Annotated in this window: 12 protein-coding genes and 2 pseudogenes; 8 read left to right on the top strand and 6 right to left on the bottom strand. The window is 69.9% G+C overall.

The annotated features are described in order from the left end of the window. Nucleotides 1-55: 55 nt before the first annotated feature. Both aceE and QQM39_RS32090 read left to right on the top strand, forming a co-directional pair. Nucleotides 56-2803 (top strand): pyruvate dehydrogenase (acetyl-transferring), homodimeric type, encoded by a 2748-nt coding sequence (aceE, locus tag QQM39_RS32095; protein ID WP_302001034.1) that lies wholly within the window; start codon nucleotides 56-58, stop codon nucleotides 2801-2803. Nucleotides 2804-2893: 90 nt separating this feature from the next. Beyond that, a complete protein-coding gene (locus tag QQM39_RS32090) occupies nucleotides 2894-3655 on the top strand; it encodes a potassium channel family protein (RefSeq protein ID WP_302001033.1) in 762 nt (253 codons plus the stop codon). A 119-nt stretch (nucleotides 3656-3774) separates the two neighbouring features. Here the strand turns inward: QQM39_RS32090 and QQM39_RS32085 are convergent, their stop codons facing one another. Continuing rightward, nucleotides 3775-4080, bottom strand: coding sequence for a small hydrophobic protein (locus tag QQM39_RS32085; protein ID WP_302001032.1), 306 nt, complete (start codon nucleotides 4078-4080; stop codon nucleotides 3775-3777). Nucleotides 4081-4371: 291 nt separating this feature from the next. After that, nucleotides 4372-5991, bottom strand: coding sequence for an MFS transporter (locus QQM39_RS32080; RefSeq protein ID WP_302001031.1), 1620 nt, complete (start codon nucleotides 5989-5991; stop codon nucleotides 4372-4374). A 66-nt stretch (nucleotides 5992-6057) separates the two neighbouring features. Here QQM39_RS32080 and QQM39_RS32075 point away from each other — a divergent pair, with 66 nt between their 5' ends. From QQM39_RS32075 to QQM39_RS32065, 3 genes are all read left to right on the top strand, one after another. Further along, entirely contained in the window at nucleotides 6058-6684 is a 627-nt protein-coding gene (locus tag QQM39_RS32075; protein ID WP_302001030.1) for a TetR family transcriptional regulator, read from the top strand. A gap of 93 nt (nucleotides 6685-6777) precedes the next feature. Continuing rightward, complete coding sequence (locus QQM39_RS32070) at nucleotides 6778-7995, top strand: alpha/beta hydrolase (protein WP_302001029.1); 1218 nt, start codon at nucleotides 6778-6780, stop codon at nucleotides 7993-7995. Between the two features lie 57 nt (nucleotides 7996-8052). Beyond that, nucleotides 8053-8913, top strand: a complete 861-nt coding sequence (locus QQM39_RS32065; protein WP_302003800.1) for a DUF4429 domain-containing protein — start codon at nucleotides 8053-8055, stop codon at nucleotides 8911-8913. Between the two features lie 113 nt (nucleotides 8914-9026). On the opposite strand, the gene QQM39_RS32060 is transcribed toward QQM39_RS32065, so the two are convergent. Then, entirely contained in the window at nucleotides 9027-10040 is a 1014-nt protein-coding gene (locus QQM39_RS32060; RefSeq protein WP_302001028.1) for an aldo/keto reductase, read from the bottom strand. Continuing rightward, entirely contained in the window at nucleotides 10037-10555 is a 519-nt protein-coding gene (locus QQM39_RS32055) for a MerR family transcriptional regulator (RefSeq protein ID WP_302001027.1), read from the bottom strand. The genes QQM39_RS32060 and QQM39_RS32055 overlap by 4 nt, the downstream gene beginning before the upstream one ends. Nucleotides 10556-10763: 208 nt before the next feature. On the opposite strand from QQM39_RS32055, the gene QQM39_RS32050 reads away from it, so the two are divergent. Beyond that, nucleotides 10764-11579, top strand: a complete 816-nt coding sequence (locus QQM39_RS32050; RefSeq protein ID WP_302001026.1) for a serine hydrolase — start codon at nucleotides 10764-10766, stop codon at nucleotides 11577-11579. A gap of 296 nt (nucleotides 11580-11875) precedes the next feature. Here the strand turns inward: QQM39_RS32050 and QQM39_RS32045 are convergent. Both QQM39_RS32045 and QQM39_RS32040 read right to left on the bottom strand, forming a co-directional pair. After that, nucleotides 11876-12166: pseudogene (locus QQM39_RS32045) on the bottom strand (MMPL family transporter); the annotation flags it as partial. Between the two features lie 14 nt (nucleotides 12167-12180). Beyond that, nucleotides 12181-12842: pseudogene (locus QQM39_RS32040) on the bottom strand (pirin family protein). 252 nt (nucleotides 12843-13094) lie between these two features. Here QQM39_RS32040 and QQM39_RS32035 point away from each other — a divergent pair. Next, nucleotides 13095-14300, top strand: a complete 1206-nt coding sequence (locus QQM39_RS32035) for a CdaR family transcriptional regulator (protein ID WP_302001025.1) — start codon at nucleotides 13095-13097, stop codon at nucleotides 14298-14300. Between the two features lie 89 nt (nucleotides 14301-14389). Further along, nucleotides 14390-15322, top strand: coding sequence for an ACP S-malonyltransferase (locus QQM39_RS32030; protein ID WP_302001024.1), 933 nt, complete (start codon nucleotides 14390-14392; stop codon nucleotides 15320-15322). The last annotated feature ends 14 nt before the right edge of the window (nucleotides 15323-15336 follow it).

Genomic DNA, 15336 nt, shown 5'->3' with positions numbered 1-15336 from the left:
GGTGCAGACGCCCAGAAACCCCAGAAACACAGCCCTCTGACAGGTAAGGAACAGCGTGGCTTCCGGATCCGATCGAAACCCGATCATCATTGGCGGCCTTCCGAGTCAGGTTCCTGACTTCGACCCCGAGGAAACCCAGGAGTGGCTCGATTCCCTCGACGCCGCCGTGGACGAGCGCGGCCGGGAGCGGGCCCGCTATCTGATGCTGCGGCTGATCGAGCGGGCCCGCGAGAAGCGCGTGGCCGTGCCCGAGATGCGCAGCACGGACTACGTCAACACGATCGCCACCAAGGACGAGCCGTTCTTCCCGGGCAACGAGGAGATCGAGCGCAAGATCCTCAACGCGACCCGGTGGAACGCCGCGGTCATGGTGTCCAGGGCCCAGCGCCCCGGCATCGGCGTCGGCGGTCACATCGCGACCTTCGCCTCCTCCGCCTCGCTCTACGACGTGGGCTTCAACCACTTCTTCCGGGGCAAGGACGAGGGCGACGGCGGCGACCAGGTCTTCTTCCAGGGCCACGCCTCTCCGGGCATCTACGCGCGCGCGTTCCTGCTGGACCGGCTCAGCGAGCAGAACCTGGACGCGTTCCGCCAGGAGAAGTCGAAGGCGCCGTACGGGCTGTCCAGCTATCCGCACCCGCGGCTGATGCCGGGCTTCTGGGAGTTCCCGACCGTGTCGATGGGGCTCGGCCCGATCGGCGCGATCTACCAGGCGCGGATGAACCGCTACATGGAGGCGCGCGGCATCGCCGACACCTCCAAGTCGCATGTGTGGGCGTTCCTGGGCGACGGCGAGATGGACGAGCCGGAGTCGCTCGGCCAGCTGTCCATCGCCGCCCGCGAGGGCCTGGACAACCTCACCTTCGTCGTGAACTGCAACCTGCAGCGCCTGGACGGCCCCGTGCGCGGCAACGGCAAGGTCATCCAGGAGCTGGAGTCGATCTTCCGCGGCGCCGGCTGGAACGTCATCAAGCTGATCTGGGACCGCACCTGGGACCCGCTGCTGGCGCAGGACCGCGACGGCGTCCTGGTCAACCGGATGAACACCACGCCGGACGGCCAGTTCCAGACGTACGCCACCGAGACCGGCGGCTACATCCGCGACCACTTCTTCGGCGACGACCACCGGCTGCGCGCGATGGTCGAGGGCATGACCGACGACCAGATCCTGCACCTGGGCCGCGGCGGTCACGACCACAAGAAGATCTACGCCGCCTATTCGGCCGCCCGGGCGCACAAGGGCCAGCCGACGGTGATCCTCGCCAAGACGATCAAGGGCTGGACGCTCGGTCCCAACTTCGAGGGCCGCAACGCCACGCACCAGATGAAGAAGCTGACGGTCGACGACCTCAAGCGCTTCCGCGACCGCCTGCACCTGCCGATCGCCGACAAGGACCTGGACAGCGGGCTCCCGCCGTACTACCACCCCGGGCGGGACTCCGAGGAGATCCAGTACATGCACGACCGCCGCAAGGGGCTCGGCGGTTACGTCCCGACGCGTGTCGTGCGCTCCAAGCCGCTGGCACTGCCGGACGACAAGACGTACGCGACCGTGAAGAAGGGTTCGGGCCAGCAGTCGATCGCCACCACCATGGCGTTCGTACGGCTGCTCAAGGACCTCATGCGGGACAAGGAGATCGGCAGGCGTTTCGTGCTGATCGCGCCGGACGAGTACCGCACGTTCGGCATGGACTCGTTCTTCCCGAGCGCGAAGATCTACAACCCGCTCGGCCAGCAGTACGAGGCGGTCGACCGCGATCTGCTGCTCGCCTACAAGGAGTCGCCGCAGGGCCAGATGCTGCACGACGGCATCTCCGAGGCGGGCTGTACGGCGTCGCTGATCGCGGCGGGTTCGGCGTACGCCACGCACGGCGAGCCGCTGATCCCGGTCTACGTCTTCTACTCGATGTTCGGTTTCCAGCGCACCGGTGACCAGTTCTGGCAGATGTCGGACCAGCTGGCGCGCGGTTTCGTGCTGGGCGCGACCGCCGGCCGTACGACGCTGACCGGCGAGGGCCTGCAGCACGCCGACGGCCACTCGCAGCTGCTCGCCTCGACCAACCCGGGCTGCGTGTCGTACGACCCGGCGTTCGGCTTCGAGATCGCGCACATCGTCAAGGACGGTCTGCGCCGGATGTACGGCGGCGACGAGCAGCACCCGCACGGCGAGGACGTCTTCTACTACCTCACCGTCTACAACGAGCCGATCCAGCACCCGGCCGAGCCGGAGAACGCGGACGTCGAGGGCATCCTCAAGGGCGTCTACCGCTTCAGCGAGGGCACGGCGGGGTCGATCCCGGCACAGATCATCGCGTCCGGTGTGGCCGTCCCCTGGGCGGTCGAGGCGCAGAAGATCCTCGCCGAGGAGTGGAACGTCAAGGCGGACGTCTGGTCGGCGACCTCCTGGAACGAGCTGCGGCGCGAGGCCGTGGAGTGCGAGGAGCACAACCTGCTGCATCCGGAGGAGGAGCAGCGGGTGCCGTGGGTGACGCGCAAGCTCAGCGGGGCCGACGGCCCGTTCGTGGCCGTCTCGGACTGGATGCGGTCGGTGCCGGACCAGATCGCCCGGTGGGTGCCGGGGACGTACCAGTCGCTGGGTGCGGACGGGTTCGGGTTCGCGGACACGCGCGGTGCGGCGCGGCGGTTCTTCCACATCGACGCGCAGTCGGTGGTCGTCGGGGTGCTGACCGAGCTGGCGAAGGAGGGCAAGGTGGACCGGTCGGTGCTGAAGCAGGCGATCGACCGTTACCAGCTGCTCGACGTGTCGGCTGCGGACCCGGGCGCCGCGGGAGGCGACGCCTAGCGTCGGCGGACTCAACGGCTGTACAGGGGTGGTGTGCCCGTGGGTGACCTGCGGGATACACCACCCCTTCACATTTCCTACGATGCGCCCATGAAGCAACCGCTCGCGCAAGTCCGTTGGGAACGACGTACCCAGCAGCCCCTTTTCGCGTTGGCCCTGGTGTTCGCCGTGGCCTATGCCGTGCCGATCGTCGAGCCGGACGCGAGCGGTGAGGTGGTGTCCGCGTGTCTCGCGGTGGAGTGGGTGGTGTGGGGCGCGTTCGCGCTGGACTACGTCGTGCGGCTCGCTCTCGCCGAGCGGCGGGTGGAGTTCGTACGGAGCCACTGGCTCGATCTGTTCGCGGTCGTACTGCCGCTGGTCCAGCCGCTGCGGCTGCTGCGGCTCGTGGCGACGCTGCTGCTCGTCGGGCAACGGGCCCGGATGGCCTCGCAGGTGCGGCTGACGACCTATGTCGCCGGGTCGGTGGTCGGGCTGCTGATGTTCGGGTCGCTGGCCGTGCTGTCCGTCGAGCGGGACTCACCGGACGGGAACATCAAGACGCTGGGTGACGCGGTGTGGTGGTCCTTTACGACCATGACGACCGTGGGGTACGGGGATCACGCGCCGACCACGGGGGTGGGGCGGGTGCTCGCGGTGGGGCTGATGCTGTCCGGGATCGCCTTGCTGGGTGTGGTGACCGCGAACATCGCCGCGTGGTTCATAGCCCGGTTCGAGATGGACGATGTGGAGGAGCGGCGGCAGACGGAGGCGATTCGGGTGCTCACGGAGGAGGTGCGGGCGTTGCGGGCCGAGGTCGCGTCGATGTCTGGGGCGACGGTGCCTGGGCAGGTGTGGAAGGACCAGCCTCGTTAGCTGGTTGCCCGGGGCTTGGCGGCCGGTGCTGCAACGTCCCAAGGTGCGCGGGGAACTGCGCGATCAGCCCCCCACCACCCGCAGCCGCCATCGAACCCGGAGTCCCGAGCTCTTGGGCGCTAGAACAGGCCACCGCCCGGTGTCGCCGTCCCTGTCGGCCAGATGATCGCCAGCAGGGTGTCTATCGCGCCCAGGACCACCGCGATCAGGGCGGGGACAGGGCGGGCTCCGGTCCAACTGCGGCCCATCGCCAGCCATCCGCAGGCGATCGCCACGGGACCCAGGATGATGCCCAGTACGAAAAACCCGGCAACCGCGCAGACGGCTCCGATGATGCCCAGCGTCGCGCGATCCGGCCCGGTCCGTGACCACGTCCGGCCACGTGAGCGGGGGTACCTGCGCGTTCGGTGTCCGAAGCCCGCCATCGTCAACTCAACTCCCAGAACCTTTCGGTCGGTTGGGTTCGTAGAGTCGAGTACCCCGCGTGCGGGCGCTAATCCTCCGGTTGTTCCGGGCCGTCGGCGCGCTGTCCCCCTCCGGCAGCGCGCCGCAGCCCAGGTCGCCCTCCTCGTCGTACGAACGTGCCCGAGGAACATGCCGTACGGAGGGCTCCCCCCAATCTGACCTGCGGCGCATGCCGGATGGGAGGGATCTTTAGCCAAGTCACCCTGATAGGGGAACTCCCGCCGCGAATCCCTCCGTTCGCCTGCTCGGCCTCAGATGTGCGCCGCGCCCGCGCCCGCCTGCGCGTTCTCGCCCCGCTTGGTGAGGAAGGCCACGAAGACCGCGACGACCGCCACGCCCGCGGCGACCAAGGAGGCCAGGCTCATGCCCGAGATGAACGTGTCGTGCGCCACGCCCTCGATCTTCGCGGCGATGGCGTCCGGCGTGCCCGGGGCCAGCGGTGCCACGCCGACCTGGACCGCCTCGGAGGCCTGGGCCTCCTGGGCCGCGGTGAGCGGCGGCAGGCCCGCGGACGTCCAGTTGCCGGCGAGGTCGCTGTCGACCTTGGAGGCCATGACGGCGCCCAGGACGGCCGTACCGAGGCTGCCGCCGATCTGCATCGCGGCCTGCTGGAGACCGCCGGCGACGCCGGACAGCTCCATGGGCGCGTTGCCGACGATGACCTCGGTGGCGCCGACCATGACCGGCGCGAGACCGAGGCCGAGGAGGGCGAACCAGAGCGACATGATGCCGCTGCCGGTGTCCGTCTGAAGCGTGGACATGCCGTACATGGCGATCGCGGTGGCCGCCATGCCGCCCGCCAGCGGGATACGCGGGCCCAGCTTGGTGATCATCGCGCCCGCGAGTGGGGAGCCGACGATCATCATGCCGGTGAGGGGGAGCAGGTGCAGGCCCGCGTCGATCGGGCTCATGCCGTGGACGTTCTGGAGGTAGAACGTCACGAAGAACAGGCCGCCCATGAAGGCGATGGCCATCAGGACCATCAGCACGACGCCCGCGGACAGCGGCACCGAGCGGAAGAGCGCGAGCGGGATGAGGGGCTCCTTGACCTTCGTCTCCCAGAAGGCGAAGAGCGCGAAGCCCAGGACCGACGCGGCTATGAACGCCCACGTCTTGCCGTCGCCCCAGCCCCACTCCGGGGCCTTGATCAGGGCCCAGACCAGGCAGAACATCGCGGCCGACAGCAGGGCGATGCCCAGGATGTCGAAGGAGCGGGGGGCGTTCTCGGCGCGGTGGTCGAGCAGGATCATGACGCCGAGGACGACGGCGAGGATGCCGACCGGCACGTTGATGAAGAACACCGACTGCCAGTTGACGTGCTCGACGAGGACGCCGCCGAGGATCGGGCCGCCCGCGGTGGAGGCGCCGATGACCATGCCCCAGATGCCGATGGCCATGTTGAGCTTCTCGGCCGGGAAGGTCGCCCGCAGCAGGCCGAGCGCGGCCGGCATCAGCAGCGCGCCGAACAGGCCCTGGAAGACGCGGAAGGTGACGACCAGCGCGATGCTGTCGGACAGGCCGATGGCACCGGAGGCGGCGGCGAAGCCGACCACGCCGATCAGGAAGGTCTGGCGGTGCCCGAAGCGGTCGCCGAGCTTGCCGGCGGTGATCAGGGAGACCGCGAGGGCGAGGAAGTACCCGTTGGTGATCCACTGGACCTGGGCGAAGGTGGCGCCGAGGTCCTTCTGGATGGCCGGGTTGGCGATGGCCACGATGGTGCCGTCGAGGGCCACCATCATGACCCCCACTGCGACGGTGATGAGGGTGAACCAAGGGTGGCCGCGCAGCCCCTTGGCCGGCGTCGCGTCCGACGGGTCCGCCGGCGCCTTGCCCCCCGGCCCCGTCGTGTCGATGGTGGTCTGACTAGTCATGCGTTCGAGGCTAGTGACAGCCTCTGACAATTGACAAACCAATTCACAAGTCGGTAACTGACAGACATGGAAACACTGCGCGAACGCAAGAAGCAGCGCACCCGGGACGCACTGCTGCGTACTGCGCTGGAGCTCTTCATCACCCAGGGATACGAGCGCACCACCGTCGATGACATCGCGGATGCCGTCGATGTGTCGCAGCGCACGTTCTTCCGCTACTTCGCCGGCAAGGAGGAGGCGGCCCTCGCCCTGGAGGGGATGACAGTGGCGCACTTCTTGGAGGCGGTGCGCGAGCGTCCGCCGCATGAGGCCCCCATGGAGGCGCTGCGGCAGGCCGTACTGGAGGGCTGGGACACGCTCAACGACGTGATCGAGGCCGTCGTACCCGTCGAGCTGTATCTGCGCATGCACAAGGTGATCGAGTCGACGCCCGCCCTGCTCGCCACCCATCTGCGGCGCTCGGTGGAGGCCGAGGAGGCGATCGCGCTCATCCTCGCCGAGCGTGAGGGGGTCGACCTGGACACCGATCCGCGACCGCGGCTCGCGGTGGCCGTCTTCGGCGGGGTGATGCGACTGACGGAGCGTCAGTGGAGCACGGGCGGGGACTTCAGCCTGGACGCCATGCGGACGTTGACCATCTCATATCTCGAACAGGTGGGCCCGGGCCTCAGCGAGAGCTGGCGAACACGCTGAGGTCATCGGCCTGTTAACGCCGCCTTGATCGAAACGTGATACCCGTCACTCGGTTAACGCGAGACCCTCTCGTTCTCCTAGTGTGTCCTTCCAGTGACTTCCTTCGACACGTCCCCGCAGCTGAACGTCTGGCGCGCGCTGCTCGCTCTGGCCGTCGTGTTCGTGATGCTGGCGACCACCGGCTGGACCGCCCTGCGACACCATCGCAGCGCCGCACCGCTCGAGGCGTCGGTCAGCGCCTGGGAGCAGGGCAGCATCGCCGGGCACCGGCTGCCGGACACGGACACCTCCCCCACCCGGCTCGCCCGTTTCTTCGCCTCGCTCACCGCACCGCAGCGCAGCAGCCTCGCGCACCGCTATGCCCTCGCCGTCGGCAACATGAACGGCGCCCCCGTCGAGCTGCGCTACCGCGCCAACCGCATCGCGCTCGGCCAGGCGCGCGAGGTCGAGCGGAAACGCATGCACGACGCCGGGCTCACGCCGGACGGGCAGCGCGAGGCGAGCCGCCGTATGCATCGCTTCGAGTCGATGATGCAGGCGGACCGGCGCATCCTCGCCTTCGACCCGGAGGGCTCCGGGCGGGCCGCGGAGGTGTTCGGCGACCTGACGAAGGCCGAGCGGATCTCGGTCGTCGTCCCCGGCGTCGACACCGACCTGCTGACCTTCCAGCGCACCAGCCGCAAGTACTCGGCACCGGTCGGCATGGCGCAGTCCCTGTACGCGGCCGAGCGCGCGGTGAGCCCCTCGACGCGTACGGCCGTGATCGCCTGGGCCGACTACACGACGCCGAGCGGGCTCGGTATCGACTCGGCGACGGCGATGCGGGCCGCGAGCGGGGCCATCCGCCTGAACTCGCTGGTGCGGGCCCTGCCCGGCGCGTCGCCGGTCTCCCTGTTCTGCCACAGCTACGGCTCGGTGCTGTGCGGGCTGGCCGCGCCCACGCTACCGGGACGGGTGGCCGACATAGCGGTGGCCGGCTCCCCCGGCATGCGGGTCGCGAAGGCCTCCCAGCTGCGTACGTCCGCCCATGTGTGGGCGATGCGGGACGCGGACGACTGGGTGCAGGACGTGCCGTATCTCGAGGTCGGCGGGCTGGGACACGGGGAGGACCCGGTGTCGACGGTGTTCGGCGCACGGGTGCTGTCGGCGCGGGAAGCGAAGGGGCACGCCGGCTACTTCGAGCCGGGCACGGACAGCGTGCTGAACTTCGCCGAGATCGGGGTTGGCGCGTACGAGTCGGTGCGGTGTGCCGACGATGCCGATGCCTGTCGGACGGGTTTGTCCGACACGGCGTCGGCCGGACGCGCGTAGAAGCGCAGGAATTGCGGGTTGCGCGGGGTGGCGACGGAGGAGCACGTGCCGCATACGATGAGCCGCATGGGTGACGTACTGGCCGGATTTCATGCCGCCTGGGAGTTCGAGTCCGACTCCGTGCTCATCCGCTACGAACGGGGGATTCGAACACCCAAGCTCTTTCAGAGCCTCGGGGAACGCCGTGTTCCGCTGGAGGCCATCGCCGGGGTGACGCAGGCGCCGGGCAAGCGCGGGACCGTGGCTTTGCGCATCGAGCTGCGGCCGGGCGCCGATCCGTTGCTGGAGGCGGCGGCCGGGCAGTTGAAGGACGGCAGCGATCCGTATCGGCTGGTTCTGCCGGCCGACAAGGAGACGCTGGCCGAGTACTACGCCGACGAGTTGCGGGCGCAGTTGACGGAGACCGGGCCCGCCGAGGATTTCCTCGTGGCCGCGCCCGAAGTGCCGTTGCAGTTCAAGGCATACGACGGGAAGGCGTCCTTCGACGGGGAGACCGTCCGGTTCCGGTGGTTCTGGACGGGGGCGTCCTCGGCGAAGTGGAAGGCCGGGGACCAGCGCTTTCCGGTGGGCGAGTTGAGCGGGGTCGAGTGGTGGTCGCCTGAGGTGTTCGAGGGGCATCTACGGCTGCTGCGGCGGGACTCCGCCGACGCGCAGCCCGCGCAGGCCGATCAGGATCCGGCGGCTGTGGTGTTCGGGCTGGGGTACGGGCCTGTGCATGAGTCCTTGCCGTTCGCTGCCGCGGTGTTGGCGGCCGTACGGAAGTCGGGGCCGGTGGCCGCGGTGCCGGTGGCGGCACCGCGGCGTGACCCCGCCGATATCGCCGAGCGCATTCGCCACCTGGGGGAGCTGCATGAGGCGGGGCTGGTGACGGATGAGGAGTTCTCGGTGAAGAAGGCCCAGTTGTTGGCGGAGCTCTAGGACTGAGCGTCTGCCGGGAATTGTTCGTTGTCGACTGCGGGTCGTTTTGTGGCTGGTCGCGCCCGCGCGGCGGAGCCGCATATCGATACCGCCCCGCGCCCCCTTGGGGGCATCTACTCCCGTCCGGCAGAGGCGAACCGCATGTCCGCGTACCTGTCGCCCGCCACCTTGGCTGCGATCGGCTCCAGCAGCGCCATGTCCTCCTCGCCCAGCACGATCCGCGTAGCCGCCACGTTCTCCTCCACCCGCGTCGGCTTTCGCGTGCCCGGGATCGGGATGACCGCGAGGCCATGCAGTGCCGCCTGCTGCTGGACCCAGGCCAGGGCGATCTGGCCCAGGGAGGCCCCGTGCGCCTCGGCGACTGCGCGGATCGGCTCCAGCAGGGCGGCGTTGGCCGCCGCGTTGTCGCCCGTGAAGCGGGGCTGTTGGCGGCGGAAGTCGCCGGAGGTGAGGTCCTCGGCCTTGGCGAAGGAGCCGGTGAGGAAGCCTCGGCCCAACGGGGAGTACGGGACCAGGGCCACGCCCAGTTCGCGGGCCGCGGGGACCACCTTGGCCTCGATGTCGCGGCTGAAGAGCGACCACTCGGACTGGACGGCCGCGATCGGGTGCACCGCCTGCGCGGCGCGCAGTTCGTCCGCCGTCACCTCGCTCAGGCCCAGATGCTTGACCTTGCCCTCGCGGACCAGCTCGGCCATGACGCCGACGGTCTCCTCGATGGGGACGTTCACATCCCGGCGGTGCATGTAGTAGAGGTCGATCGCGTCGACGTCCAGGCGCTTCAGGCTCGCCTCGATGCACTGGCGTATATAGGGCGTGTCGTTGCGGATGATCCGCTTCGTCGGGTCGTCCGGGTCGATCGCCAGGGCGAACTTCGTGGCGATGACGACCTCGTCGCGGTGCGCCTTGAAGAACGAGGAGAGGAACTTCTCGTTCTCGCCCGCGCCGTACGCGTCCGCCGTGTCGTACAGCGTGACGCCCAGCTCCAGGGCGCGTTCCAGGGTCGCCCTGGACTCGCCCGCGTCCGAGGGGCCGTACGCGAAGCTCATGCCCATGCAGCCGAGGCCCTGGACACCCACCTCGGGGCCCGCCGCGCCGAGTCGTGCCGTCGCGATCCTGTTGTCCGTCATCCGGCCTTCTCCACCTTCTGCGTCTTGTCGTGCTCGTACGTCTTGCTCTGCTTGTGCGTCTTGTCCTGCTCGTACAGACGCCCCGCGTCCGCGTAGAAACTGATCTTCCGGTCGAGCACGGCCAGCGTGTCCTGGAGCTCGGTGATCCGGGCGAGGACGTCGCGGCGGGTCGTCTCCAGCAGCTCGAAGCGCTCGCCGAACGTGTGGTCGCCCTCGCGCACCAGCTCGGCGTACCGGACCATGTCGGCGACCGGCATGCCGGTCAGCCGCAGCTTGCCGACGAGGTCGAGCCAGTCCAGGTCGCGGTTGCTGTAGCGGCGCTGACCCGTGTGCGAGCGGTCGATGTGCGGCATGAGGCCGATCCGCTCGTACCAGCGCAGGGTGTGGGCCGTCAGACCGGTGAAGGCGACGACCTCGCTGATCGTGTAGCTGTCCTGGCCTTCCGGGCGCCGGTGCGGATGCGGCGGAGCGGCACAGCTGTCGGTCCTGGTACTCGTGGTCTCCATCACCGTCATGCCCTCCACGCTATGACCTTGGAGTGCGCTCCAAGCAAGCGGAAGCGGTAAGAAAAGCACGGGACATGGCGTGATCGTCGTGGCCGGCGCTACGGCCCCGCGCCCCTCAGGGCGCTGCCGAACCGCTCGCTGTACGCGTCGCTGCGCTTCACGCGGGACAGGCACCCCTCGATGCGGCTGTGCCCGTGAGCGGCTTAGGCTCACAGGCATGTCCTTGCAGAGCCTCGCACTGATCGAGAACTGGCCGGTTCCGACCGCCGCCGCAGGTGTCGTACGAGCCGACGGCACGGTCCTCGGGACCCACGGTCCCGTCGGGCACCGCTTCCCCCTCGCTTCGGTCACCAAGCCGCTGGCCGCCTACGCGGTGCTGGTCGCGTACGAGGAGGGCGCGGTCGAGCTGGACGAGCCGGCCGGGCCGGAGGGCTCGACGGTACGGCATCTGCTCGCGCACACCTCGGGGCTGGCCTTCGACGAGCACCGGGTGACGGCCCCGGCCGGGGAGCGGCGGCTGTACTCGAACGCCGGGTTCGAGCAGCTCGGGGACCATATCGCCAAGGCGACGGACATCCCGTTCGCGGAGTATCTGCGGCAGGCGGTGCTGGAGCCGCTGGGCATGACGGCCACGTCACTGGAGGGCTCCCCGGCGAAGGACGGGGTGTCGACCGTCGAGGATCTGCTGCGGTTCGCGGCGGAGGTGCAGGCCCCGCGGTTGCTGGACCCGCGGACGGTCGCCGAGGCGATGACCGTGCAGTACCCGGGGACGAAGGGCGTGCTGCCGGGGTACGGGCACCAGAACCCGAACGACTGGGGCCTCGGCTTCGAGATCCGCGACGGCAAGTCCCCGCACTGGACGGGCTCCTCGTCCTCGCCGCGCACCTTCGGGCACTTCGGTCAGTCGGGTACGTTCCTGTGGATCGACCCTGACGCGCGCGCGGCCTGCGTCGCGCTGACGGACCGGGCGTTCGGGCCGTGGGCGGTCGAGGCGTGGCCGGGGTTCACGGACGCGGTGCTCGCCCAGCTGTAGCCCGCGCCCCGAGGGTCTCGGCCTCCCCCTCCGCGTCGATGTGCGGCAGCGCCCGGTCCAGCCACGGTGGCGTCGATGAGCACGCTGACGGCGAGGCCCAGGCCCAGCATCTTGACCACGATGTTGTCGCTGACGATGAAGGCCTCGGTGCGCAGCGGGCTGGGCCGGACCGTTCCGACAGCGCCGTAGGGGTGACTGTCGTCGTCGGTCTGCGACGTTTCGGTGGCTGGTCGCGCAGTTCCCCGCGCCCCTTAGGTCGGCACAATCGCCGTCGGCCGCGACCGTTCTGACAAGCCCGCCTCGACGGTGACGAGCAGGCCGCGGAAGACCGCGAGGATGATCAGGAAGGCCAGGGCGACCACGACGCAGATGATCAGCAGCAGCCGGCTCGCGACGATGTCGCGGAAGTCGACCTGGGCGGCCGTCGTCCCGGCGACGTATCCCTTGGCGTCGGTGCCGGAGACCGCGCCGGGGAGGGTGTCGTCGACGAGCCGGTTCGTGAGGTTGGCCTGCGGATCGTGCTGCTTCAGTACGTCGAGGCCGTCCTCGGACTGAACGTTCGAGAGGGCGAAGTCGTCGGCCGGCACCTCGGGCACCACGCCTACGCGCCCAAGGGGGCCATCTCCCAGATCAGCAGCTCCGCCGCGCTCACGCCCACCGCCTCCACGCCCTCGGCGTCCATGACGCGCACCGCGTCGCCGGCACTCAACTCCTCACCCCCCAGGCGTACTTCACCGCGCACGACATGCACGTAGACATACGCCCCGTCCGGCACCGCCGTCCGCTCCCCGCCCCCAGCCGCCGCACGTGGAGCATCGCGCCCGCCTCCGGGACGGCGTACGGCGTCGAGTCCGCGATGCCGTGGACGATCTCGTACGACGGGTCGCCGCCCGGCGTGAGGGGGGCCAGCCAGGTCTGGATGAAGGTGAGGGGGGTGTCGCCGTCGTTGCGCTCCACGTGCCGTACGCCGCCCGCCGAGCTGAGCCGCTGGACGTCCCCGGCGCGGACCCGGGTCTCGTGTCCCGTGGAGTCGCGGTGGGTCAGCTCACCCTCGACCACCCACGTCACGATCTCGGTGTGGCTGTGGGGGTGCTCGTCGAAGCCGGCGCCGGGGGCGAGCCGCTCCTCGTTGCAGGCGATCATCGCGCCGAAGCGGAGGTTGTCGGGGTCGTAGTGCGGGCCGAAGGAGAACGCGTGGCGTGACTCGATGCCTGCTGCCGGATCCCCTCCGGGGTAGCGCTCCGCGGCGCGCCGTACGTCCATCACGGCACCACGGTAGCCCTGCCGTGCAGCCGACCCCGACGGCAAGGGCCCACGCGGCTGCACCGTCCCCCATGACGCCGGGCAAGGGCCCACCAACCCGCACTGGTCCGACGACACCGGCTGGAGCGCCCCGCAGGCGACCGAGCCAGACATTCGGCACGCCGACTGCAGAAAGCTCTGCACAGCCGACCGAGCCACCAAGCACACACCCTCCGGCACGCGCACCCGTCCCGATAAGGCAGTCTTGTCCCCGTGCCCGAACCCGTATCCCGTAAGTCCCAAGCCGCCGCGCACGACATCCATGCCCACTCCGCGACCCTGAAGCGGCTCGAGAAGTCCTCCGGTTCTCTCGCCGCGCAGGCCATCGCGCGGATGGACGAGACGCTGCCGTGGTACCGGGCCATGCCACCGGAGAACCGTTCCTGGATCGGTCTCGTCGCCCAGGCCGGTATCGCCGCCTTCACCGAGTGGTTCCGGCGTCCCGACGCACCCCAGGCCATCTCCACCGACGTCTTCGGGACCGCGCCCCGGGAGCTGACCCGCGCGATCACGCTGCGGCAGACCGTCGAGATGGTGCGCACGACCATCGAGGTCATGGAGTCGGCCATCGACGAGGTGGCGGCGCCCGGCGACGAGAGCGTGCTGCGGGAAGCGCTGCTGGTGTACGCCCGGGAGATCGCCTTCGCCACCGCCCAGGTCTACGCCCAGGCCGCCGAGGCACGCGGCGCCTGGGACGCGCGGCTGGAGTCGCTCGTCGTCAACGCCGTGCTCAGCGGCGAGGCCGACGAGGGGGCCGTGTCGCGGGCCGCCGCCCTCGGGTGGAACTCGCCCGAGCATGTGTGCGTGGTGCTCGGGACGGCGCCCGACGGGGACAGTGAGCTGACCGTCGAGGCCATCCGGCGGGCCGCCCGGCACGCCAAGCTGCAGGTGCTGACCGGGGTGCTCGGGGACCGGCTGGTCGTCATCGCCGGCGGCAGTGACAATCCGATCGCCGTCGCCAAGTCGCTGATCGGGCCGTATGCCGCCGGGCCGGTCGTCGCGGGGCCCGTGGTACCCGATCTGCTCGCCGCCACGCGGTCCGCGCAGGCCGCGGCCGCCGGACTGAAGGCCTGTTCGGCGTGGCAGGACGCCCCGCGTCCGGTGCTCGCTGACGATCTCCTTCCGGAGCGTGCCATCGCGGGTGATCCGAGTGCGCGCGAGCAGTTGGTGGAGGAGATCTACAGACCGCTGGAGGAGGCCGGGTCCGCTCTGCTGGAGACGCTCTCCGTCTATCTCGAACAGGCAAGCAGCCTGGAGGGGGCGGCGCGGATGCTCTTCGTGCATCCCAACACCGTGCGCTACCGGCTTCGACGTGTGACTGACGTCACCGGCTGGTCGCCTTCCGATGTACGCTCCGCGTTCACTTTGCGCATCGCGCTGATCCTGGGGCGTCTGGTCGACGGCGATCTCCGGCTCTAGGCTTTTGTCGGGGGCCCACAAAACCCCCTCGTGTTCTTCGTCCTTGTCCCCACGGGCGGCTGCGGCCGTCCCCAAGAGAGAGTGTGAGAGTGCTCGTACTCGTCGCTCCCGGCCAGGGCGCCCAGACGCCCGGCTTCCTGACCCCCTGGCTCGAACTCCCCGGTGTCCGCGGTGCCGTCGAGGCATGGTCCGACGCCGTGCAGCTCGACCTCGTCCGTTACGGCACCGAGGGCGACGCGGAGGAGATCCGCGACACCGCGGTGGCGCAGCCGCTGTTGGTGGCGGCCGGGCTGGCCTCCGCCCACATGCTCTTCGACGACCCCGCGGACCTGCCCCGCAAGGTGGGCGCGATCGCCGGGCACAGCGTCGGCGAGCTGACCGCCGCCGGCCTGGCCGGGGTGCTCTCCGACGAGGAGACCGTCCGGCTCGTCCGCACCCGCGGTCTGGGCATGGCGGAGGCCGCCGCGATCACCGAGACCGGCATGTCGGCGCTGCTCGGCGGCGACCCGGAGGTCTCCGTCGCGCATCTGGAGAAGCTGGGCCTGACCCCGGCGAACATCAACGGCGCCGGCCAGATCGTGGCCGCGGGCACCATGGAGCAGCTCGCCGCGCTGAACGAGGACAAGCCCGAGGGCGTGCGCAAGGTCGTCCCGCTGAAGGTCGCCGGCGCCTTCCACACGCACCACATGGGCCCCGCCGTCGAGAAGCTGGCCGAGGCCGCCAAGGAGCTCGTCCCCGCCGACCCGAAGCTCACCTACGTCTCCAACAAGGACGGCAAGGCGGTCGCCACCGGCACCGAGGTGCTGGAGCGCCTCGTCGGGCAGGTCGCCAACCCGGTCCGCTGGGACCTGTGCATGGAGACCTTCAAGGAGCTCGGCGTCACGGCCCTGATCGAGGTGTGCCCGGGCGGCACGCTGACCGGTCTGGCCAAGCGCGCGCTGCCGGGTGTGAAGACCCTGGCGCTGAAGACCCCCGACGACCTGGACGCGGCTCGCGAGCTCATCGCAGAGCACAGTGCCTGACAAGGAGCCCTGGA

Origin of the sequence: Streptomyces sp. DT2A-34 (assembly GCF_030499515.1) — a bacterium.
Classification (GTDB): domain Bacteria; phylum Actinomycetota; class Actinomycetes; order Streptomycetales; family Streptomycetaceae; genus Streptomyces.
Note: the sequence above shows the minus strand (reverse complement) of the source record. Positions and strands in the feature narration are given on the sequence as shown.

Coding starts and splice junctions, on each gene's coding strand:
- QQM39_RS32085 (WP_302001032.1), bottom strand. CDS start 4,080: ATGGCGGGCTTCGGACACCGAACGCGCAGGTACCCCCGCTCACGTGGC.
- QQM39_RS32075 (WP_302001030.1), top strand. CDS start 6,058: ATGGAAACACTGCGCGAACGCAAGAAGCAGCGCACCCGGGACGCACTG.
- QQM39_RS32080 (WP_302001031.1), bottom strand. CDS start 5,991: ATGACTAGTCAGACCACCATCGACACGACGGGGCCGGGGGGCAAGGCG.
- QQM39_RS32090 (WP_302001033.1), top strand. CDS start 2,894: ATGAAGCAACCGCTCGCGCAAGTCCGTTGGGAACGACGTACCCAGCAG.
- QQM39_RS32050 (WP_302001026.1), top strand. CDS start 10,764: ATGTCCTTGCAGAGCCTCGCACTGATCGAGAACTGGCCGGTTCCGACC.
- QQM39_RS32060 (WP_302001028.1), bottom strand. CDS start 10,040: ATGACGGACAACAGGATCGCGACGGCACGACTCGGCGCGGCGGGCCCC.
- QQM39_RS32055 (WP_302001027.1), bottom strand. CDS start 10,555: ATGACGGTGATGGAGACCACGAGTACCAGGACCGACAGCTGTGCCGCT.
- QQM39_RS32065 (WP_302003800.1), top strand. CDS start 8,053: ATGAGCCGCATGGGTGACGTACTGGCCGGATTTCATGCCGCCTGGGAG.